At 70.4% G+C, this 21,179-nt stretch carries 14 protein-coding genes; 6 read left to right on the top strand and 8 right to left on the bottom strand.

From position 1 onward, the window contains the following. Window positions 1-88 precede the first annotated feature (88 nt). Complete coding sequence (locus tag ACN20J_RS09810; protein ID WP_419665721.1) at window positions 89-3,886, top strand: hydantoinase B/oxoprolinase family protein; 3,798 nt, start codon at window positions 89-91, stop codon at window positions 3,884-3,886. Next, window positions 3,867-4,472, top strand: coding sequence for a GTP-binding protein (locus tag ACN20J_RS09805; RefSeq protein WP_189839790.1), 606 nt, complete (start codon window positions 3,867-3,869; stop codon window positions 4,470-4,472). The genes ACN20J_RS09810 and ACN20J_RS09805 overlap by 20 nt, the downstream gene beginning before the upstream one ends. A 195-nt stretch (window positions 4,473-4,667) precedes the next feature. Here the strand turns inward: ACN20J_RS09805 and glpK are convergent, their stop codons facing one another. The 5 genes from glpK to ACN20J_RS09780 all read right to left on the bottom strand — a co-directional run bounded on the left by glpK (window position 4,668) and on the right by ACN20J_RS09780 (window position 11,062). Next, on the bottom strand, window positions 4,668-6,179 hold the full coding sequence (gene glpK / locus ACN20J_RS09800; RefSeq protein WP_189839789.1) for a glycerol kinase GlpK: 1,512 nt from the start codon (window positions 6,177-6,179) through the stop codon (window positions 4,668-4,670). Window positions 6,180-6,214: 35 nt separating this feature from the next. Then, window positions 6,215-6,940: an MIP/aquaporin family protein gene (locus ACN20J_RS09795; RefSeq protein ID WP_189839788.1), complete on the bottom strand. Its 726-nt coding sequence runs from the start codon at window positions 6,938-6,940 to the stop codon at window positions 6,215-6,217. Window positions 6,941-7,680: 740 nt separating this feature from the next. Then, window positions 7,681-9,333, bottom strand: coding sequence for an EAL domain-containing protein (locus ACN20J_RS09790; protein ID WP_419665720.1), 1,653 nt, complete (start codon window positions 9,331-9,333; stop codon window positions 7,681-7,683). 116 nt (window positions 9,334-9,449) lie between these two features. Further along, window positions 9,450-10,640 carry a lipid-transfer protein gene (locus ACN20J_RS09785; protein WP_362299640.1) on the bottom strand — a complete coding sequence of 397 codons (1,191 nt, stop codon included), beginning with the start codon at window positions 10,638-10,640 and terminating at the stop codon, window positions 9,450-9,452. Continuing rightward, window positions 10,637-11,062, bottom strand: a complete 426-nt coding sequence (locus tag ACN20J_RS09780; protein ID WP_189840202.1) for a Zn-ribbon domain-containing OB-fold protein — start codon at window positions 11,060-11,062, stop codon at window positions 10,637-10,639. Before ACN20J_RS09780 ends, ACN20J_RS09785 begins: the two co-directional genes overlap by 4 nt. Window positions 11,063-11,397: 335 nt before the next feature. Between ACN20J_RS09780 and ACN20J_RS09775 the strand changes: the two genes are divergently transcribed. Both ACN20J_RS09775 and ACN20J_RS09770 read left to right on the top strand, forming a co-directional pair. Further along, window positions 11,398-12,207 carry a M15 family metallopeptidase gene (locus tag ACN20J_RS09775; protein ID WP_362299457.1) on the top strand — a complete coding sequence of 270 codons (810 nt, stop codon included), beginning with the start codon at window positions 11,398-11,400 and terminating at the stop codon, window positions 12,205-12,207. A gap of 47 nt (window positions 12,208-12,254) precedes the next feature. Further along, the gene (locus tag ACN20J_RS09770; RefSeq protein ID WP_246575188.1) at window positions 12,255-12,791 is read left to right on the top strand and encodes an NUDIX domain-containing protein; all 537 of its coding nucleotides are present in this window, start codon (window positions 12,255-12,257) and stop codon (window positions 12,789-12,791) included. Between the two features lie 83 nt (window positions 12,792-12,874). Here ACN20J_RS09770 and ACN20J_RS09765 read toward each other — a convergent pair whose 3' ends face one another. Then, a complete protein-coding gene (locus ACN20J_RS09765) occupies window positions 12,875-15,241 on the bottom strand; it encodes a TIM-barrel domain-containing protein (protein ID WP_419665719.1) in 2,367 nt (788 codons plus the stop codon). A 213-nt stretch (window positions 15,242-15,454) separates the two neighbouring features. Here ACN20J_RS09765 and ACN20J_RS09760 point away from each other — a divergent pair, with 213 nt between their 5' ends. Together ACN20J_RS09760 and ACN20J_RS09755 are read left to right on the top strand one after the other, a co-directional pair. Beyond that, window positions 15,455-17,422 carry an acetoacetate--CoA ligase gene (locus ACN20J_RS09760; protein WP_361909657.1) on the top strand — a complete coding sequence of 656 codons (1,968 nt, stop codon included), beginning with the start codon at window positions 15,455-15,457 and terminating at the stop codon, window positions 17,420-17,422. A gap of 116 nt (window positions 17,423-17,538) precedes the next feature. Beyond that, window positions 17,539-18,435 carry a hypothetical protein gene (locus ACN20J_RS09755; protein ID WP_419665718.1) on the top strand — a complete coding sequence of 299 codons (897 nt, stop codon included), beginning with the start codon at window positions 17,539-17,541 and terminating at the stop codon, window positions 18,433-18,435. A gap of 64 nt (window positions 18,436-18,499) precedes the next feature. Here the strand turns inward: ACN20J_RS09755 and ptsP are convergent, their stop codons facing one another. Both ptsP and ACN20J_RS09745 read right to left on the bottom strand, forming a co-directional pair. Next, window positions 18,500-20,170, bottom strand: a complete 1,671-nt coding sequence (ptsP, locus tag ACN20J_RS09750; protein WP_189839780.1) for a phosphoenolpyruvate--protein phosphotransferase — start codon at window positions 20,168-20,170, stop codon at window positions 18,500-18,502. 77 nt (window positions 20,171-20,247) lie between these two features. Next, on the bottom strand, window positions 20,248-20,697 hold the full coding sequence (locus tag ACN20J_RS09745; protein WP_189839779.1) for a PTS sugar transporter subunit IIA: 450 nt from the start codon (window positions 20,695-20,697) through the stop codon (window positions 20,248-20,250). Between the last annotated feature and the right edge of the window lie 482 nt (window positions 20,698-21,179).

Genomic DNA, 21,179 nt, shown 5'->3' with positions numbered 1-21,179 from the left:
AGGTGCCGGACCCCGATATGATCTGACCGATCGTCGAAAGGCACCTCTGGCTCAGGGTTCGGAGCAGCGCGACATCGGGGAGACGGACGTGAAGGGCTGGCAGTTCTGGGTCGACCGCGGTGGCACCTTCACCGATGTCGTCGCCCAGCGCCCCGACGGACGACTGCTCACCCGCAAACTCCTCTCGGACAACCCGTCCCGGTACGCCGACGCCGCCGTGGCAGGCATCCGAGAACTCCTCACCGAAGCCGGTGACGCCTCAACCGGACGGGCGGCCCAGCAGGACCCCGGTCACCAGAACGGCCTACCGGTCGAATCCGTTCGTATGGGCACCACCGTCGCCACCAACGCCCTCCTGGAACGCAAGGGCGAACGCACCCTCCTAGTCGTCACCCGCGGCTTCCGCGACGCGCTGCGCATCGCCTATCAGAACCGCCCGCGGATCTTCGCCCGCGAGATCGAACTCCCCGAACTGCTCCACGAACGCGTCATCGAGGTCGACGAACGCATCGCCGCCGACGGCACCGTCCTGCGCGCCCCCGACCTGGACGCCCTCGCCGGGCCTCTCCAGGAGGCGTACGCCGCCGGAATCCGCGCCGTCGCCGTCGTCTGCATGCACAGCCACCTCCACCCCGCCCACGAACAGGCCGTCGGCGAGCTGGCGGCCCGCACCGGCTTCCCGCAGATCTCGCTCTCCAGCGAGGTCAGCCCCCTGATGAAACTCGTCCCGCGCGGTGACACGGCCGTCGTCGACGCCTATCTGTCGCCAGTCCTGCGCCGCTACGTTCAGCACGTCGCCGACGAACTCCACGGCGTACGACTGATGTTCATGCAGTCCAACGGCGGCCTCGCCGAAGCCGGACAGTTCCGCGGCAAGGACGCCATCCTCTCCGGGCCGGCCGGCGGCATCGTCGGCATGGCGCGGATGTCCCAGCTGGCCGGCTTCGACCGCGTCATCGGCTTCGACATGGGCGGCACGTCCACGGACGTCTCGCACTTCGCGGGCGAGTACGAACGCGTCTTCACCACCCAGATCGCCGGCGTCCGGCTCCGCGCGCCCATGCTCGACATCCACACCGTCGCCGCGGGCGGCGGATCCGTCCTCCACTTCGACGGCTCCCGCTACCGCGTAGGGCCGGACTCGGCGGGAGCGGACCCGGGCCCCGCCTGCTATCGCGGTGGCGGCCCGCTCACCGTCACCGACGCCAACGTGGCACTCGGCCGGATCCAACCGGCCCATTTCCCCAGGGTGTTCGGCCCCGACGGCGACCAGTCGCTCGACGACGCCCTCGTCCGTGACCGCTTCGCCGCCCTCGCCGACGAGATCCGCGAGTGGACCGGCGACGACCGCACGCCCGAGCAGGTCGCCGAGGGCTATCTGCAGATCGCCGTGGCCAACATCGCCAACGCCGTGAAGCGCATCTCGGTCCAGAAGGGCCACGACGTCACCCGCTACGCGCTGACCACCTTCGGCGGCGCGGGCGGCCAGCACGCGTGCATGGTCGCCGACTCGCTCGGCATCCGCACGGTCCTCGTGCCGCCCATGGCCGGAGTGCTCTCCGCGCTCGGCATCGGGCTCGCCGACACCACGGCCATGCGCGAACAGTCCGTCGAGGCGCCCCTGGAGGCCTCCGCGATGCCCGGCATCCTCAAGACCGCCGACGGCCTGGAGGGCGCGGCCCGCGCCGAACTCCTCGCCGAGGACGTCCCCGAGGACCGCATCCGGGTCACCCGCCGGGCCCAGCTGCGCTATGACGGCACGGACACGGCACTCACCGTCGAGCTGACCGAGCCCGACGCCATGACCCGTACCTTCGAAGACCGCCATCGCGCCACCTACTCCTTCACCCTCGACCGTCCGGTCGTCGTCGAAGCCCTCTCCGTGGAAGCCACCGGTCTCACCGAACCCCCCGATCTCTCCGCCCTCGTCACCCCGCACTCCCCGCCCGGTACCCCGGAGACGGTCAGCCTCCACACCGGCGGCACCTGGCGCGACGTACCCCTGCGCCGCCGCGAGGAACTGCCCCCGGGCGACACCGTCACCGGCCCCGCGATCATCACCGAGGCCAGTTCGACGACCGTCGTCGACGACGGCTGGCAGGCGGCCATGACCGACGACGGGCATCTGGTCATGGAACGCGTGTCGGTCACGGAGAGTTCCGATCTCGGCACGGAAGTCGACCCCGTTCTCCTCGAGGTCTTCAACAATCTCTTCATGGCCATCGCCGAACAGATGGGCGCCCGCCTGGAGTCCACCGCCCAGTCCGTCAACATCAAGGAGCGCCTGGACTTCTCCTGCGCGCTCTTCGACCCTGACGGCAACCTGGTCGCCAACGCCCCCCATATCCCAGTGCACTTGGGCTCGATGGGCACCAGCGTCAAAGAGGTAATCCGCCGCCGCGGCGACAGCATGCGCCCCGGGGACACGTACGCGGTCAACGACCCGTACCACGGCGGCACCCACCTCCCCGACGTCACGGTGATCACCCCGGTCTTCGACACGGAGGGTGACGGCGCGGAGGGCCGCCACGATTCGGAAAGCGAGGGTCCAGAGGGCGGTGCGGACGGCGGGCGCATCCTCTTCTACGTCGCCTCGCGCGGTCATCACGCCGAGATCGGCGGCATCGCGCCGGGCTCCATGCCCGCGAACAGCCGCACCATCGAGGAGGAGGGCATCCTCTTCGACAACTGGCTGCTCGTGGAAGGCGGCCGTCTCAGGGAGGCCGAGACCCGAAGCCTCCTCACCGAGGCGCCCTACCCCTCGCGCAACCCGACGACCAACCTCGCCGACCTGCGTGCCCAGATCGCCGCCAACCAGAAGGGCGTCGACGAAGTCGCCCGCATGATCGGGCACTTCGGGCTCGACGTCGTCCAGGCGTACATGAAGCACGTCCAGGACAACGCCGAAGAGGCGGTCCGCCGCGTCATCGACACCCTTGAGGACGGCGAGTTCGCCTACGAGACCGACTCCGGTGCCGTGATCCGGGTCCACGTCTCCGTAGACCGCGAAAAACGCTCCGCGAAGGTCGACTTCACGGGCACGTCCCCGCAGCTCGCCACCAACTTCAACGCGCCCTTCGCGGTGGTCAACGCGGCCGTCCTGTACGTCTTCCGCACCCTGGTCGCCGACGACATCCCGCTCAACGACGGCTGCCTGCGGCCCCTCGACATCGTCGTACCGCCCGGCTCGATGCTCGCCCCGGAACCACCGGCCGCCGTAGTGGCGGGAAATGTGGAGACGTCGCAGGCGATCACCGGCGCGCTGTACGGTGCTCTCCGGGTGCAGGCCGAGGGCTCCGGCACCATGAACAACGTCACCTTCGGCAACGAGCGTTACCAGTACTACGAGACCGTGGCCTCCGGGTCCGGTGCGGGCGACGGCTTCCCCGGCGCGCCCGTCGTACAGACCCACATGACCAACTCGCGACTCACGGACCCCGAGGTCCTGGAGTGGCGACTGCCGGTCCAGCTCGACGAGTTCGCCGTACGAAGCGGCAGCGGCGGGGCCGGACGGTGGCGGGGCGGTGACGGTGCCGTACGTCGCATCCGGTTCCACGAGCCGATGACCGTCTCCACGCTCTCCCAGCACCGCAGGGTCCCGCCCTACGGTATGGCGGGCGGCGAACCCGGGACGCTGGGCGCCAACCGCGTGGAGCGCGCGGACGGCACGGTCACCGAACTCGCCGGGAGCGACGCGGCCGAGGTCGGCCCCGGCGACGTGCTGGTCATCGAAACACCCGGCGGCGGCGGGTACGGGCCGCCACCGCCCGGCACCACCGAAGCAGGCTCCACCGCTGAACCAGGCTCCACCAGCCAAGCAAGCTCCACCGAAGCACGCGACACCACTGAAGCAGGAGAAGAGAACGATGATCTTCGGGCGCACTGAGCGCGGCAAGGCCCCCGTCGAGCCCGTCACGCTCAAGATCCTCGTGGCGGGCGGCTTCGGCGTGGGCAAGACGACCATGGTCGGCGCAGTCAGCGAGATCAAGCCGCTGCGCACCGAGGAGCTGCTGACCGAGGCGGGCCGTCCCGTCGACGACACCAGCGGTGTGGAGGGCAAGCACACCACCACGGTCGCCATGGACTTCGGCCGCATCACGCTCCGCGAGGACCTGGTGCTGTACCTCTTCGGGACGCCCGGCCAGAACCGCTTCTGGTTCCTGTGGGACGAGCTCGCCACCGGTGCCCTGGGTGCCGTCGTCCTCGCCGACACCCGCCGCCTGGAGGACTGCTTCGCCGCCGTCGACTACTTCGAGCGCCGGTCCATACCCTTCGTGGTGGGCGTCAACTGCTTCGAGGGCGCGGCCCGTTACCCCATCGACGACGTCCGGCAGGCCCTCGACCTGGACCCCGGAGTCCCCGTCGTCCTGTGTGACGCGCGCGGCCGGGAGTCGGTCAAGGAGGTCCTCATCGCGGTCGTCCAGCACGCGATGGCGTACGCCACGGCGCACCGCCAGACCGTCACCACCTGAGACACCGGCCGGCGACACCCGACCGGCCCGGGCGGCCGGTAGCGGTACGAGCAGCCGATACCGGCACGAGCACGAGTACGACCCGTACCCCCGCCGACAGGGGTACGGGCCGCAGTCCTCAGGCACCGCCGATGAGCCGCACGCGCGCGTGGGCATCGACGTCCACGCGCGCGTGGACCTCGAAAAACGGCCGGGTCAGCCCTCGCCGTCCTCGTGCCAGCCGAAGCTCTTCTCCACCGCCTTGCGCCAGTTGTGGTACTCGCGGTCACGGACGGACGCCTCCATGTTCGGCGTCCACTCGACGTCCTTCTGCCAGTGCGTCTTCAGCTCGTCGAGGTCGTTCCACACCCCGGTCGCCAGACCCGCCGCGTACGCGGCGCCCAGGCAGGTCGTCTCGGAGACCTTCGGGCGGATCACCGGCACCCCGAGCACATCCGCCTGGTGCTGCATCAGCAGATTGTTCTTGGTCATGCCGCCGTCCACCTTCAGGGTGGTGATCTGCACCCCGGAGTCCTGGAACATCGCGTCCACGACCTCACGTGTCTGCCAGCTCGTCGCCTCCAGGACGGCCCGCGCGAGGTGCCCCTTCGTGACGTACCTGGTCAGCCCGGTGACGACACCGCGCGCGTCGGAGCGCCAGTAGGGCGCGAACAGGCCCGAGAACGCGGGCACGATGTACGCGCCGCCGTTGTCGTCGACGCTCGCGGCGAGGGTCTCGATCTCGTCGGCGCTACGGATGATGCCGAGCTGGTCGCGGAACCACTGCACCAGCGCGCCGGTGATCGCGATGGACCCTTCGAGGCAGTAGACCGGCGCCTCCGTGCCGATCTTGTACCCCATCGTGGTCAGCAGCCCGTTCTTCGAGGGCACGGGCCGGTTCCCGGTGTTGAGCAGCAGGAAGCTGCCCGTCCCGTACGTGTTCTTGGCCGTGCCCACGTCGTAGCAGGCCTGGCCGAACACCGCGGCCTGCTGGTCGCCCAGCGCCGACGCCACCGGGACGCCCGCGAGTTGGCCGACGGCGGTCCCGTACACCTCGGACGAGGACTTGATCTCCGGGAGGACGGCCTCGGGGACGTTCATCGCGGAGAGGATGGACTGGTCCCACTGGAGTGTTTCGAGGTTCATCAGCATGGTGCGGCCCGCGTTGGTCACGTCGGTGACGTGCTTTCCGCCGTCGGTGCCGCCGGTGAGGTTCCAGATCAGCCAGGAGTCGATCGTGCCGAAGGCGATCTCGCCGCGTTCGGCGCGGGCCCGGAGTCCCGGCACGTTGTCGAGCAGCCAGGTCGCCTTGGGCCCGGAGAAGTAGCTGGCCAGCGGCAGTCCGGTCTGCTCCCGGAAACGGTCCTGCCCGTCCGTACCGCCGAGTTCGTTGCAGAGCGCGGAGGTACGGGTGTCCTGCCAGACGATCGCGTTGTGCACGGGCTTGCCCGTGGCGCGGTCCCACAGGACGGTCGTCTCGCGCTGGTTGGTGATCCCCAGCGCGCTGAGCTGGTCGGCGCGGAGCCCCGCCTTCGCGAGCGCGCCCGCGACCACGGCCTGCACCTTCGACCAGATCTCGGTGGCGTCGTGCTCCACCCAGCCCGGCTTGGGGAAGATCTGGCGGTGTTCGCGCTGGTCGACGGCGACGATGGCGCCGTCCTGGTTGAAGACGATGCAGCGGCTGGACGTGGTGCCCTGGTCGATTGCGGCGACGAACTTGTCCGTCATGACGTCCCCTTCGTCGGATTCTTCGGACGGCTGCCTCAGAAGGCTGCTTTGAAGATGAGCCCGGCAAGCACTCCGCCGATCAGCGGCCCGACCACCGGGATCCACGAGTAGCTCCAGTCCGAGGTCCCCTTGTTGGGGATCGGCAGGATGGCGTGGGCGATGCGCGGGCCCAGGTCACGGGCCGGGTTGATGGCGTACCCCGTCGGACCACCGAGCGACAGACCGATGCCGACCACCAGGAACGACACGATCAGGATCGCGGTGCCGGACTCGCCCAGCCCCTTGGTCAGGCCGAACGCCAGGATCGGCAGCACCAGACCGATGGTCGCGATGATCTCGGTGATGAGGTTCGCCACGGGATTGCGGATCGCGGGGCCGGTGGAGAAGATCCCGAGCGTGGGCTGCGCTATCTCCTCGTCGGAGTTGGCCTGGAACTGGGCGTAGTAGACCAGCCAGCACAGCACCGCGCCCAGGAAGGCGCCGACCATCTGTCCGGCGATATAGATGTGGACCTGGTCCCAGTCCCCGGTGTCGATGGCTATGCCGACGGTCACCGCCGGGTTGAGGTGCCCGCCGGACAGCGGGGCGGCGGTGTAGGCACCGGCCAGTACGCCGAAGCCCCAGCCGAACGCGATGACGACCCAGCCGGCGTCCTTCGCCTTGGAGTAGTTGAGTACGACCGCGGCGACCACTCCGGCGCCGAAGAGGATCAGTATCGCTGTGCCGATGACCTCACCGACGAATATGTCTCCGTTGCTCATGGCGGCTCCTAGGCCCAAGCCCGGGGCGATCCGCCCCGGTCCACCGTGCAGGGTGCGTTCCCATGGCTACTTCTGCCGAGAGCAGGGAGATCCCGCGCCCCGCCCGGCGTCCGTGACGAGCGTGCCGTCGTAGTCGGATCGCCCGCGGGGGCATGACCCGTTGGCGCAGGCCAGGGCCTGCGCGGCGCAGTGCCTGAATACGCCGGAATGCGGCGATGCCGACTGACACCGGAAGTGTTCACCGGTGCTGTGAGAGCGTCAAGGTCGCGGGCGACAACGGTTCGCACCCGCGCAGACGGCTCGATGAGGACGGCCGGGTTCCAGGGCGTGCGCACGGCGATGGAGTCCGTGCGGCGTGAGGCCTTCCGGAGTCGGCAGGTCCGGCAGGGGCCGCAACGGGTCGGCGGGGGCCGCAATGGGTCGGCCGGTGCCGCAACGGGTCGGCCGGGGGCGGAGGCGCCGGCTCGGGTGTGGCGGGCCGACGGTCCGGTGGCTTGGCGGTTCGGCGCTGCTCCGGCAGCCTCCGGCAGCCCGTGAGTGAGCCGCTCGCCCCGACGCGGCCACCCCCTGATCTCGGGCACGGCCAGCCTCTGAGCCTCGGCCGTCTCCGCCCGCCGACGAGCGAGCCGGTCGCCCTGACGCGGGCACTCTTGAGCCCCGGCCGACGCACCACCGCGGCACCCTGCACCACCGCCACGGCACCCCGCGCCGCCGCCCGGCCGACCACAGCCGGGAGCGACTCACCCCCGCCCGGGCCCGCCCGCCCAACTCTCCGCATGCGCCGGTGCCGCCCCCGACCCCCGCCGGATCTCGTGGCCCGGCAGACCCGCGCGGCCCAGCACCCAACTGGCCCCCCGGAGGGACTTCGCGGCCTGCTTGAGGGGCGCCAGACACGCGGCGGCCTCGCGGTGGTCGGTGACGCTGCCAGGGGCGCACAGCACGGTGGCGAGGGACAGCGTGACGGCGAGCCCGCCCGCCGACCAGGGTGTGTCGAGGACCGACGTGGCCAGTGGATCGAGGGACTCCGGATCCGCCAGGACCAGGAAGTCGTCACCGCCGATGTGCCCCACGCGCGTGGCCCCGGACGCGGCTGCCTGCAACGCCCGCCCCACCGCCCGGATCAGCTCGTCGCCCGCCGCGAACCCCGCACCGTCGTTGACCCGCTTGAAGCCGTCGACGTCCAGCCAACTGAGCGTGAACACCCGCCCGTCGGCGATCCACCGGTCCACCTCACCGGTGATCGCGTCCGAACCGGGCAGCCGCGTCAGCGGATTGAGCGCGGCGGCCTCCTCGACACGGCTCTCCGCCAGCGCCCGTACGAGATCCGCCAGCCGCACGACGCCCACGCACCGCCCGAGCCGGTCGACGACCGCGACATCGTCCGACGTACGGTCCGGAGCCCCGTCCGCCACCACGTCGAGAACCTCCCACGCGGTCGCGTCGACCCCGACCGTGCGCGGCGGATCGCCCAGCCTCGCGGCGGGCCGGTCGGCGTACAGCGCGTGCCCGTAGCGCCCCGACAGCGACAGCAGGAACCGCGACCGGTGCACCGACCGCACCGGCACCCCGGCGGCGTCCACGAGTACCACCCCGGAGACGTCCGGCGACCCGGTCAGCAGCGCCCGCACCTGCCCCGCGGACGCCCCGGCGGGCAGCAGCGCGGCAGGCCGTACGAACTGTCGTACGGGCGGCCCGTAGGGCGGCGTCGCCGCGGCAACGGGGGAGAGGGCCGGAACGTACACATCCGCCGCGGGCCGCCGAGCCGGAGGCGCGAACAACTCGCCCTGTGCCAGCTGCGCGCCCGCGGACACAGCCGCCGCGCACTGGGACTCGGTCTCCACGCCCTCGACGGACAGCAGCGCCCCCAGCTGCTCGCACAGCGTGCGCATCGCCCGCACCACCGCCGGCCTCGACAGCAGGGACGCGTCCAACTTCACCAGGTCGGGCGCGAGATCCGCGAGCACGCGCAGGGGTACGTCACCGTCGCCGATGCCGTCCGCGCAGATCCGGAAGCCCTCGTCCCGCAGCACCGTCACCGCTTCGACGAGCGCCTGGTGCGGTACGTGGGTGAAGGGTGGGCCGATGTCGACCGTCACCTCCCACGGCATGCGCCCGGCCTGCCGCACCTCGTCGCGGAGCGCGGCGAGCCCTCCGAGATCGGCGAGGGTCCCGGCGAACACGTTGACGTGCAGCGGCAGCAACGTCTCCTGACGGGCCGCCGCCCGCATCGCCAACGCGGCCAGCCGGCCGTCGAGTTCGGGGTCCCGGCGCGCCTGCGCGAGGATGTCACCGGACTCCGGACGGGCGAGTATCTCCAGCGCCGTGACCCCTCCGGTCGTCAGATTGACGACCGGCTGGAAGGCGAAGCGGACAGTATCCGTCCAGGAGGGCACGGAAGCATAATGACGCCACCCGCGTACGCCCAAGCGCAGTTCACGAGCTGTTCACGCACGATTCCTGGCCGATCACACAGCGTGCGAACGACCCCTGCCGAGCACGTCGGGCCTCCTCATCTGACGGCGATCACGGACGACCCGTGCCCGAACAGCCCCTGGTTCGCGGTGATCCCCACGCGCGCACCCGCGACCTGCCGGTCACCCGCCGCTCCCCGCAACTGCCAGGTGAGCTCGCAGACCTGGGCGATGGCCTGCGCCGGAACGGCCTCTCCGAAGGAGGCGAGTCCGCCGCTGGCGTTCACCGGTATTCGTCCTCCCGGCGCCGTCGCACCCTCCCGCAGCAGCTTGGCCCCCTCGCCCTCGCCGCACAGCCCCAGGTCCTCGTACCACTGCAACTCCAGGGCCGTGGACAGGTCGTAGACCTCCGCCAGCGAGAGGTCCTCGGGGCCGATGCCCGCCTCCTCGTACGCGGCCCGCGCGATCGACGCGCGGAAAGTGTCGGCCGCCGGCTCCGCCGCGACCGCGGAGTCCGTCGCGATGTCGGGAAGGTCGAGCACGGTGTTGGGATAGCGCGGCGTCACCGTGGACACCGCGCGGATCCGCACCGGGTCCGCCGCCCCGTGACGGCGTGCGAATTCCATGCTGGACAGCACGAGTGCCGCCGCCCCGTCCGAGGTCGCGCAGATGTCGAGCAGCCGCAGCGGATCGGCCACGACGGCCGAGGCAGCGACCTCCTCGGCGGTGACCCGTTTGCGGTAGCGGGCGTTGGGATTCAGCGCCCCCAGAGCCGCGTTCTTCACCTTGACCTGCGCGAAGTCCTCCAGCGTGTCCCCGTGGACGGCCATCCGCCGCCGCGCGTACAGCCCGAAGTACGTCGGATTCGTCGCCCCCAGGACCCGGAACCGCAGCCAGTCCGGATCGTCGGCCCGGTCCCCGCCCGCAGGCCGGAAGAACCCCTTCGGCGCGGCGTCCGCGCCGACCACCAGGACCACGTCCGCGAGGCCCGAAAGGATTTGCGCCCGCGCGGTGTTGACGGCCTGTGCCCCCGACGCGCACGCCGCGTACACGCTCGCGACCCGGGCGCCCTGCCAGCCCAGTGCCTTGGCGAACGTCGCCCCCGCCACATACCCCGGGTATCCGCCACGGACCGTGTCCGCGCCGACGATCGAGCCGACGTCCCGCCAGTCGACCCCCGCGTCGGCGAGCGCCGCGCGCGCGGCCACCGTCCCGTACTCCACGAAGCCGCGCCCCCACTTGCCCCAGGGGTGCATGCCCGCGCCGAGCACCGCCACTTCACCCGTCATGCCGTCACCCCCGTCGGCCGCCAGTGCCACGTAGTCCAGGTCGTCTCCGCGTCCTCGTTCAGCACGCCCGGGACGACCTCCACCTCCATACCCACCGTCAGGTCGGCGACGGTGACCCCGGGAACGGTCTGTCCGAGCACCACGAGCCGTTCGGATTCCAGTTCCACAGCGATCAACGCGTAGGGCCGCCATTCGAGTTCCGGGTCGGACACATACGGTGACGGCGGCCGGTACCGGCTGTCCGTGTACGACCACACGCGACCGCGACGGGACAGTGGGATTTCCTCCAGATCGCCGCCGGGGCAACCCGGATTGCGGCAGAAGGCGTCCTCACGGGGGAAGAACACCGACGCGCAGGCCGAACAGCGCGTGCCGAGAAGCCGGAACTCCTCTCCCTCGCCGGTGAACCAGCCGGTGACCACGGGTGTACGGGTGCGCGACAAGATCCCTCCACGACACTGGATCCCACTGGATCTGACGGAACGTCAGAAGTGTGCCACGGGCGCGGTCGATTGGGCAGGGCGTCGGAGTGCGTCACGAAGTACAAGACGGGTCGTCACAGGAGAACCGATCAGGCCTCCAGAGCGTCGGAGTATCGGTAGGGACGGCCGGGGCCCACGGGGGTGGTTCCGGCCGTCCCTCATCTCTGAGCCACGCGGGTCGCCTTCCGCCCCGGCCGCATCCGCTCACTCGATCGGGCGCGGACTGTATCCGATCTCTTCCCCCGGGGAACCTGCACCTGATAGATGCAGGGAACATGACACGACTCTCCATGGCGGTACGCAGCCTCGTCACCGTCCTCGCCGCCCTGCTGGCCGTCACCGCGGCCTCCGCGACGGCCCGGGCCACCACCGAACCGAAGGCTCCCGCCGACTTCGTGGCCCTGAGATCCGTGGACCCCACGATCATCCAGGAGATCCGCTACTTCACCCCGCACAACTTCGTGGGCGAGCGCATCGACGGCTACCGGCAGCCCCTCTGCATCCTCACCAGGCCCGCCGCCGAGGCCCTCCACCAGGCCCAGCAGCGACTGCTCAGGCAGGGCTACACCCTGAAGGTGTACGACTGCTACCGGCCCCAGCGGTCCGTGGACCACTTCGTCCGCTGGGCCAAGGACCTCGAAGACCAGGCCATGAAGGCCGAGTTCTACCCGAACGTCGACAAGACCCGTCTGTTCGAGGACGGTTACATCGCGGAGAAGTCCGGCCACAGCCGCGGCTCGACCATGGACCTCACCATCGTGAAGCTCCCGGCACTGCCGACCCGCCCGTACATCCCCGGAGAGCCCCTCGTGCCCTGCTTCGCACCCCAGGGCGAGCGTTTCCCGGACAACTCCGTGGACATGGGCACCGGTTACGACTGCTTCGACACCCTGTCGCACACCCTCGACCCGCGCATCCAGGGACAGCAGCGCGCCAACAGGCTGCTCCTGAAGGACACCCTCGAAGGCCTCGGTTTCGTGAACCTGGCCGAGGAGTGGTGGCACTTCACCTACAAGCCCGAGCTCTACCCCGACACCTACTTCGACTTCCCGGTGTCGACGAAATCCCTCATCCAGTCTCACTGAGGCGGCCCGCGCAGCCGTCCTTGTGATGATCGGATACAGTCCCGGGCGTGTCTCCAACCCAGATCCCGTCCGCCAACTCCGCGCCGGACTCCCACTGTTCGAGCTGCGGCACGCCCTACGGAGAGGGCGTTTCCGGCTGGCCCCGCACCTGCTCCTCCTGCCGCACCGTGGCCTACCGCAACCCGATTCCGGTCGCGGTGGCCCTGCAACCCGTGTACGACACCAAGGGTGCGGCCCTGGTTGTCATCACCCGGACCATCGCTCCCGCGCGCGGGGGCATCGCCCTGCCCGGAGGGTTCATCGACCAACGAGAGGACTGGCGGCAGGCCGTCGTCCGTGAACTCAAGGAGGAGACGGGCATCGCCGCGGCCGGCCGCGACGTACGGCTCGTCGACGCGCTGAGCTCCCCCGACGGCCACCTGCTGCTCTTCGGAGCCCTCCCGGAGCGACCGGTGTCCGACCTGCCGCCGTCCGTCGCGACCGACGAGACCGAGGGCTGGCAACTGCTGCGCAGGGCGACCGAACTCGCCTTCCCGCTGCACACCCGGGCGGCGAAGTCGTGGTTCGAGGGCCGGTACGTCTGAGAGCTCTTCACATGCCCCCGGCGGGGCCACGCCCGACTCGGGAGTGGCCCCGCCGGGGGCTGTAGGCCCCCTTCAGGGGCGCGTCACAACGCTCCGAGCCCCCGCACCCGAACGGGCAGCGAAGGCTCGCTGCGGCCGTCCTCCCCGTACCGCTCGACGATCACCCGCTTCCCCTTCCGGCGCGTCACATAGCGCTCGATCTCCGGCTCGTCCCAGCCGTCGCCCGAGTCCGCCACCACCAGCCCGCCCCCGGTCCGTCCGCGGGCGGGCGCCCACACCTCCAGCTCCAGCCCGCCGTCCTCGCCCCGCACCGGCAGCACGGCCCCCGCACGGGCCAGAACCGGAATCCGCGACAAGGGGGCATCGATCAGCACCTGCGCGGGCCCTTCGTACGCCTCCTCGGTCACCGTGTCGTACCAGCGCCCCCGCGGCAGCTGCACCGCACGCCTATCGGCGCCCGGGTCGAGCACCGGCGCCACCAGAAGACAGTCACCGAGCAGGAACGCGTCCTCGCAGTCCCGCAGCGCCCTGTCCTCCGGCGCGCCCCACCACACCGGCCGCACATAGGGCGCACCCGTACGGCGTGCCAGATGCGCCAGCGTCATGAAGTACGGCAGCAGCCGCCGTCGTTCGACGAGTGCCACGCGCGCGTGCCCGAGAACGTCGTCACCGAACTCCCACGGCTCCCTGCGCCCCGCCCGCAGACTCGCGTGCGTACGGAACAGGGGCAGATACGCACCCAGCTGGAACCACCGCAGATACAGCTCGGGGGATGGGCTCCCGTCGAAGCCGCCCACATCGGGACCCGAATACGGCACGCCGCACAGCCCGAGTCCCATCACCAGCGACAGGGACGCCCGCAGACCGGGCCACCCCGTGGCCACGTCCCCGGACCAGGTCCCTCCGTAGCGCTGCATACCGGCCCACCCGGAGCGGGAGAACAGGAACGGCCGCTCCTGGGGCATCAGTTCGCGCAGGCCCTCGTAGCCGGCCCGCGCCATGCCGAGCGAGTACACGTTGTGCGCCTCACGATGGTCACCGCCGCGACCCTCCAGGTCGTGCCGCGCCGAACGGGGCAGCGTCGACTCCCCGAAGGCGGCGAACGACACCGGCTCGTTCATGTCGTGCCAGAAACCGGCGAACCCCTGGGAGAGCCGCTCTTCGTAGAGACCGCCCCACCACCGGCGCGTACGCGCGCGCGTGAAGTCCGGATAGACCACTTCACCCGGCCAGACCTCACCCCGCACCGGCTGTCCGGCGGCGTCCCGCACGAAGGCCTCCTCGGCGGTCCCGCTGTCGTACACGGTGTTGCCGGGCTCGGCCTTCACCGCCGGATCCACGATCGACACCAGCCGGATCCCGTCCCGGCGCAGGTCCTCGGCGAGCACCGGCAGCTTCGGGAAACGGTCCCGGTCGACCGTGAACACCTGATGCGCGTCGAAGTGGTCGATGTCGAGGTGCACGGCCTCCAGCGGCAGCCCGCGCTCGTGATAGCCGCCCACGATCCGCCGCACCTCCTCCTCGCTCCCGAAGCCCCACCGCGCGTGATGGTGCCCCAGGGCCCAGGCCGGCGGCAGTGCGGCGGCTCCCGTCAGAGACGCCCAGGCGTGCAGCACGCGCGCGGGGTTGCCCACCATCACCCAGCAGCGCAGGGGCCCGCCGTCCATCCGGAGTTCGCTCGTCCCGGCCCGGTCGTGCCCGGACCCGGCACCCTCCTCACCCTCGCGCAGCGTCACACCGCCGTCCCACGTGCTGTCGTGGAACACCAGGTGGGTCGCCGCGTCGGCCACCACCATCTGCACCGGCATGGTGATGTACAGCGGATCGTCGCCGGGCCCGAAGGCGTGCCCCGGATCGGTGTTCCACAGCCGATACGTTCCGTCGCGCAGCCGGGGCCCCGACGCGCGCCCGCCCAGCCCGAAGAACCGCGCGTCCGCGGCCACTTCGGACCGCTGCATCCAGCGCGCCTCCCCACCACCGACCGGCTCCCACCACCGCGGCGGCAGATCCCGCCGCAGGGTCACCCCGCCCGGCGTACGCACCTCCACGGCCCCGTGCCGCGAGACCACGACCGTCATCCGCTCCGCCACGACCCGCCACGCGCCGTCCTTGTCCGGCTCCAGCAGGACCCGGGGGTCCGGTTCGGGCGCGGGGCCCGCGAGCGCGTACGACGGCTCTGGGCCCGCCCCGTCCCAGCCCCAGAAGACGGCTCCGCCGGTCGTGACGGTGATCCGCAGCTCCGACCGGGTGAACCGGACGACCCCGCCACCCGGACCCGGCTCGACACTCAGCACCGGCCCGGGAACCCGCGCACGCTCGGCGCCCCGCGGCGGCAGCCCCGAGGCGTCGGCACGCCTCCTCCGCCACGCGGCCCGCACGGTACGCAGCCCCTGGGCCGACCCCACCGAACCGACCGCCTTCATCGAACGCACCAGGTCACGACCGTCCATGCTGCTCAGCCTGCCACCCGAAACGGCCGTTGAGTGAGTCGTTCAACTTCCGTTCACCCGTGGCAGGACCACATCTTCACGAGCTGGACTATGTGGGGCTCGCCCTGGTGCGGAAGTCGATCACATGGCATCGTCCGTGGGAGCCGCGTGACGCGCACACCCCAGCCCGTGCGCGGTACACGCACACGACGCGCACAGTCCGGGAGCCGCCCCATGACCTCAGCGAACCCCTCGCCGCTCTGGCAACCCGACCCGGGTCGCATCGCCCAGGCACAGATCACCCGATTCCAGACCTGGGCGGCCGAGCACCACGGAGCCCCCGCCGAGGGTGGGTACGCCGCTCTGCACCGCTGGTCCGTGGACGAACTGGACACGTTCTGGAAAGCCGTCACCGAGTGGTTCGACGTACGGTTCTCGACCCCCTACGCGCGCGTGCTGGGCGACCGCTCGATGCCGGGCGCACAGTGGTTCCCCGGAGCCACCCTCAACTACGCCGAGCACGCCCTGCGAGCGGCCGACACCCGAGCGGACGAACCGGCCCTCCTCCATGTCGACGAGACCCACGAACCGACCCCGGTCAGCTGGTCCGAACTGCGCCGCCAGGTCGGCTCCCTGGCCGCCGAACTCCGGGCCCTCGGCGTACGCCCCGGGGACCGCGTCAGCGGCTACCTCCCGAACGTGCCCCAGGCCGTGGTCGCCCTCCTCGCCACCGCGGCCGTCGGCGGCGTCTGGACGTCCTGCGCCCCCGACTTCGGCGCCCGCAGCGTCCTCGACCGCTTCCAGCAGGTCGAACCCGTCGTGCTGTTCACCGTCGACGGCTACCGCTACGGCGGCAAGGAGCACGACCGCCGCGACACCGTCGCCGAACTGCGCCGCGAACTGCCCACCCTGCGCGCCGTCGTCCACATCCCGCTGCTCGGCACCGAACCCCCCGAGGGCGCCCTGGAATGGTCGGCCCTCACATCGGCGGACGTAACACCCGTCTACGAAGAGGTCCCTTTCGACCATCCCCTCTGGGTGCTCTACTCCTCCGGCACGACAGGGCTCCCCAAGGCCATCGTCCAGTCCCAGGGCGGCATCCTCGTCGAGCACCTCAAGCAGCTCGGCCTCCACTGCGACCTGGGACCCGAGGACCGCTTCTTCTGGTACACGTCCACCGGCTGGATGATGTGGAACTTCCTCGTCTCCGGCCTCCTGACGGGCACCACGATCGTCCTGTACGACGGCAGCCCGGGCTACCCGGACACAGCCGCCCAGTGGCGCATCGCCGAACGCACCGGCGCCACGCTCTTCGGTACCTCGGCGGCCTACGTCATGGCCTGCCGGAAGGCGGGCGTCCATCCGTCCCGCGACTTCGACCTGTCCCGCGTCCAGTGCGTGGCCACCACCGGCTCGCCCCTGCCGCCCGACGGATTCCGCTGGCTGCACGACGAGGTGCGCGACGACCTGTGGATCGCCTCCGTCAGCGGCGGCACCGACGTGTGTTCCTGCTTTGCGGGAGCCGTCCCCACGCTCCCGGTCTACGTGGGCGAACTTCAGGCACCGGGCCTGGGCACCGACCTGCAGTCCTGGGACCCGAGCGGCGAACCCCTCATCGACGAGGTCGGCGAACTCGTCGTCACCAACCCCATGCCGTCGATGCCCATCCGCTTCTGGAACGACCCCGACGGCAGCCGCTACCACGACAGTTACTTCGACACGTACCCCGGAGTGTGGCGCCACGGCGACTGGATCACCGTCACCTCACGCGGCTCCGTCGTCATCCACGGCCGCTCGGACTCCACCCTCAACCGCCAGGGCGTCCGCATGGGTTCGGCCGACATCTACGAAGCCGTCGAGCGGCTGCCGGAGATCCGCGAGTCCCTCGTCATCGGCATCGAACAGCCCGATGGCGGCTACTGGATGCCCCTCTTCGTCCACCTCGCTCCGGGAGCCGTACTCGACGACGCCCTCCTGAGCCGCATCAAGCAGACGATCCGCGAGCAACTCTCACCTCGCCACATCCCCGACGAGGTCATCGAGGTACCCGGAGTCCCGCACACCCTCACCGGCAAGCGCATCGAGGTCCCGGTCAAACGCCTCCTCCAGGGCACGCCATTGGAGAAGGCGGTCAATCCCGGCTCCATCGACAACCTCGACCTACTCGGCTTCTACGAGGAACTGGCCCGCAAGCGCGCCTGACCGACCCCGCGTTCCAGCGTCGCCTCGGACGTGCTCCCCCCCCACGTCCGAGGAGGCGTTGTCAGTGCCGCCGATTACTGTGAGTGAGCATTGATCGACTGCACGCAGGGGGAAAAATGGCACACACCCAGCACCAGACCATGCGACGCGTCCTGCGCCGCGAAATCGCCGGAACCATCGGCCTGTTGACCGACGAGCAGGACTTCACCGCGATGCGGCGGCGCTACCGCACCTTCACCTTCGACAGCCACGCGAGCTATCTCCAGCAGGTGGAAGCCCTGCTCCGCACCCTCTCCTCCCAGGGCGGCCACACCACGGTGGCACTCTTCGATCCCGAGGAGTACGCGGAATTCTGCGCCGAACACGGCCTGGAACCCGACACACCGTCCAGCCGCACCCGCTTCACCGCGGAACTGGCCGCGACAGGCGCGACTGTCCCGTACGAGGGCCAGCCCCTCGACCACCTCGTCCCGAACCTCATCGACGAAGCCGTCCGCCAGGCCACTTGGGAGTACGCGACGACGCTGCTGTCCCGCATCGGCACCTGCGCGTCCTGCGGTGAAGACATCGGCCGAGTCGCCTTCGTACGTGCTTCCGACCTGCTCGTCAGGATCCTCGACGCCTCGGGCCCGGGCGAGCGCCACCTCGTGTGCAGCGTCTCCACGGAGCCCGAAACACTCGTGGCGGTCCTCCGGGCCGACGACGACCAGCACGGAACACCTCACCTGGACGAGGCCGAGGCCCTCGAATTCACCACCGTCCTCGCACTGGGCATCGCCACCCAGAGCCCCGGCGGCCTGGTGATGCGCGCCGGCACCCCCGATTCGACCGACCGTGTCTACGGCTGGCGCCTGCGCGGCGAAGGCCTGGAACCGCTCACCGCCGGCGAGGTCTTCGACGCCTACTGCACCGACGTCGAATCCGGCGACCTCGTCTCCCCGGAGTCGGGCGTCGACTACTGCGCACCACCGGACCTGGGGGAGGAGGGGCCCACGACACGGCACGTGCACTGAACACGCGAGGGGCGCCCCACCCTCAGGCGGAGCGCCCCTCGACCACGGTGCACGGCACCGACGACTACTCGCCGGACAGCACCGCCTGGGCCGCGGTGCGCGCTTCCTCGGCGCTGTCGCAGGCACGCGCTGCTGCCGCTGCACGCTCACACTGCGCCAGCGTGTACTTGGCCAGCGTCGCGCGAACATAAGGAATCGACGCGGCACCCATGGAGAGAGAGGTGACACCCAGACCGGTCAGCACACACGCGAGCAGCGGGTCCGAAGCGGCCTCGCCGCAGACACCACAGCTCTTGCCCTCGGCCTTGGCCGCCTCGGCGGACAGCGCGACCAGGTCGAGCAGCGCGGGCTGCCACGGATCCTGCAGCCGGGACACGGCACCCACCTGGCGGTCGGCGGCGAAGGTGTACTGCGCGAGGTCGTTGGTCCCCAGCGACAGGAACTCGACCTCCTGAAGGATCGAGCGCGCCCGCAGAGCGGCCGACGGAATCTCGACCATGGCACCGAACTTCGCCTGCAGCCCCGCCTCACGGCAGGCGTCGGCGAACGCCTTGGCGTCGGCACGGTCCGCGACCATCGGCGCCATCACGTCGAGGTAGACGGGCAGTCCCTCGGAAGCCTTCGCGAGCGCCGTCAGCTGCGTCCGCAGCACATCGGGGTGGTCGAGCAGCGAGCGGAGCCCGCGCACGCCCAGCGCCGGGTTCGGCTCGTCGGCCGGCGTCAGGAAGTCGAGCGGCTTGTCGGCGCCAGCGTCGAGCACCCGCACCACGACCCGCCCCTCGGGGAAGGCCTCCAGCACCTTGCGATACGCCTCGACCTGCTTCTCCTCGGACGGCGCGTTCTTGCTGTCGTCGAGGAAGAGGAACTCGGTACGGAACAGACCCACGCCCTCGGCACCGGCCTCGACCGCCGCAGGAACGTCCGCGGGACCACCGATATTGGCCAGCAGCGGCACCTTGTGCCCGTCCGAGGTGGCACCGGGCCCGGTGGTGGCGGCCAGCGCGGCCCTGCGTGCAGCGGCCGCGGCCTCCATCTCGGCCTTCTTCTCCGCACTCGGATTCACGAAGATCTCACCGGTACTGCCGTCCACGGCGACCAAGGTGCCTTCAGCCAGCTCACCTGCACCCGGCAGCGCCACCACGGCGGGAACACCGAGCGCCCGAGCCAGGATCGCGCTGTGACTCGTCGGCCCACCCTCCTCGGTGACGAAACCGAGGACCAGCGTCGGGTCCAACAGAGCGGTGTCGGCGGGCGCCAGGTCACGAGCGATGAGGACGTACGGCTCGTCGCTGTCCGGCACACCCGGCATCGGCACACCGAGGAGCCGGGCGACGATACGGTTCCGCACGTCGTCGAGGTCCGCCACACGTCCGGCGAGGTACTCACCGGCATTCGCCAGCAGCGCGCGGTACGAGGCGAACGCGTCGTACACCCCGCGCTCCGCCGTGCTGCCGACCGCGATACGCCGCTCGACATCGGCCATGAGCTCCGGGTCCTGGGCCATCATGGCCTGGGCCTCGAGAACAGCCTGGGCTTCGCCGCCCGCCAGATTGCCGCGCGCCATCAGGTCGGCCGCAACGGCTTCGACGGCCTTGCGGGCGCGCCCCTGTTCGCGCTCCGCGTCTTCCGTCGGTATCTGCTTGGCAGGCGGCTCCAGCACCGCCGTTCCCATGTGCCGAACCTCGCCGATCGCCACACCGTGGCTCACGCCGACGCCTCGCAGCGTTGTCTCCATGTCACCCGTCTCCGATAGAGCGGCGGGTCCCGCCGCCGCGATGGTTGTCGTGCCTGCTGTTCATGACGGCAGGGAAGTCAGTGCCAGCTGAAGAGAACGTCGCCGGCCTTCACGTCTCCGTCGACGCTGACATCGGAGAGGGACTCGGCCGTGGCTTCGAGTGCCACGATGGGGCAGATGGGGGACTTGCCGGCGGCCTCGACGGCAGCAGGGTCCCAGCGCACCACGGACTGGCCGCGCTGCACGGTGTCGCCCTTGTTGACGAGCAACTCGAAGCCCTCGCCGTTGAGCTGAACGGTGTCGATACCGAGGTGCGTCAGTACTCCGTGCCCCTCTTCGTCGACCACGACGAAGGCGTGCGGGTGGAGAGAGACGACAACGCCGTCGATGGGGGCGACGGCCGCAGAGGCCTCCCGGACGGGGTCGATCGCGGTGCCGGGGCCCACCATGGCTCCGGAGAAGACCGGATCAGGTACAGCTGTGAGTCCGATGGTGCGTCCTGCAAGAGGGGACGTCACGGTGGTCATGGGAAGCCTCCCAGGGGCGGAGATTCAGATGGGCCGTCGCTGCCTGTCCTGGACGGCGCACTGCTCAGCAGCGTAAGTCATATGAAGTGCCGGTTCCGCACGAGAGGACCCGGTTGGCGAACGTAGAGCACAGCACAAACGATTTGCACGCGCTCCGCGGCCGCATGTAGAGTCGTACACCTGCTTGAGGCCGAGTGACGCGACCAAGCGTGCTTGCCTGGCAGCATCCAACTTGTCGGATCCTATCTCGGGGTCTGGTTCTGCATGTCCGCAGGACCGTGGTCAGAGAGACGGAAAATCACTGATAGAGTTTGGAACACCGAAGGGAAGCGCCCGGAGGAAAGCCGCGAGAGATTCTCTCGGGTGAGTACGAAGGAAGCGTCCGTTCCTTGAGAACTCAACAGCGTGCCAAAAATCAACGCCAGATATGTTGATACCCCGTCTCCGGCCGTCATGGCTGGGACGAGGTTCCTTTGAAAAAG

This window comes from Streptomyces sp. 2-1 (genome assembly GCF_048564895.1).
Lineage (GTDB): Bacteria > Actinomycetota > Actinomycetes > Streptomycetales > Streptomycetaceae > Streptomyces > Streptomyces phaeochromogenes.
Note: the sequence above shows the minus strand (reverse complement) of the source record. Positions and strands in the feature narration are given on the sequence as shown.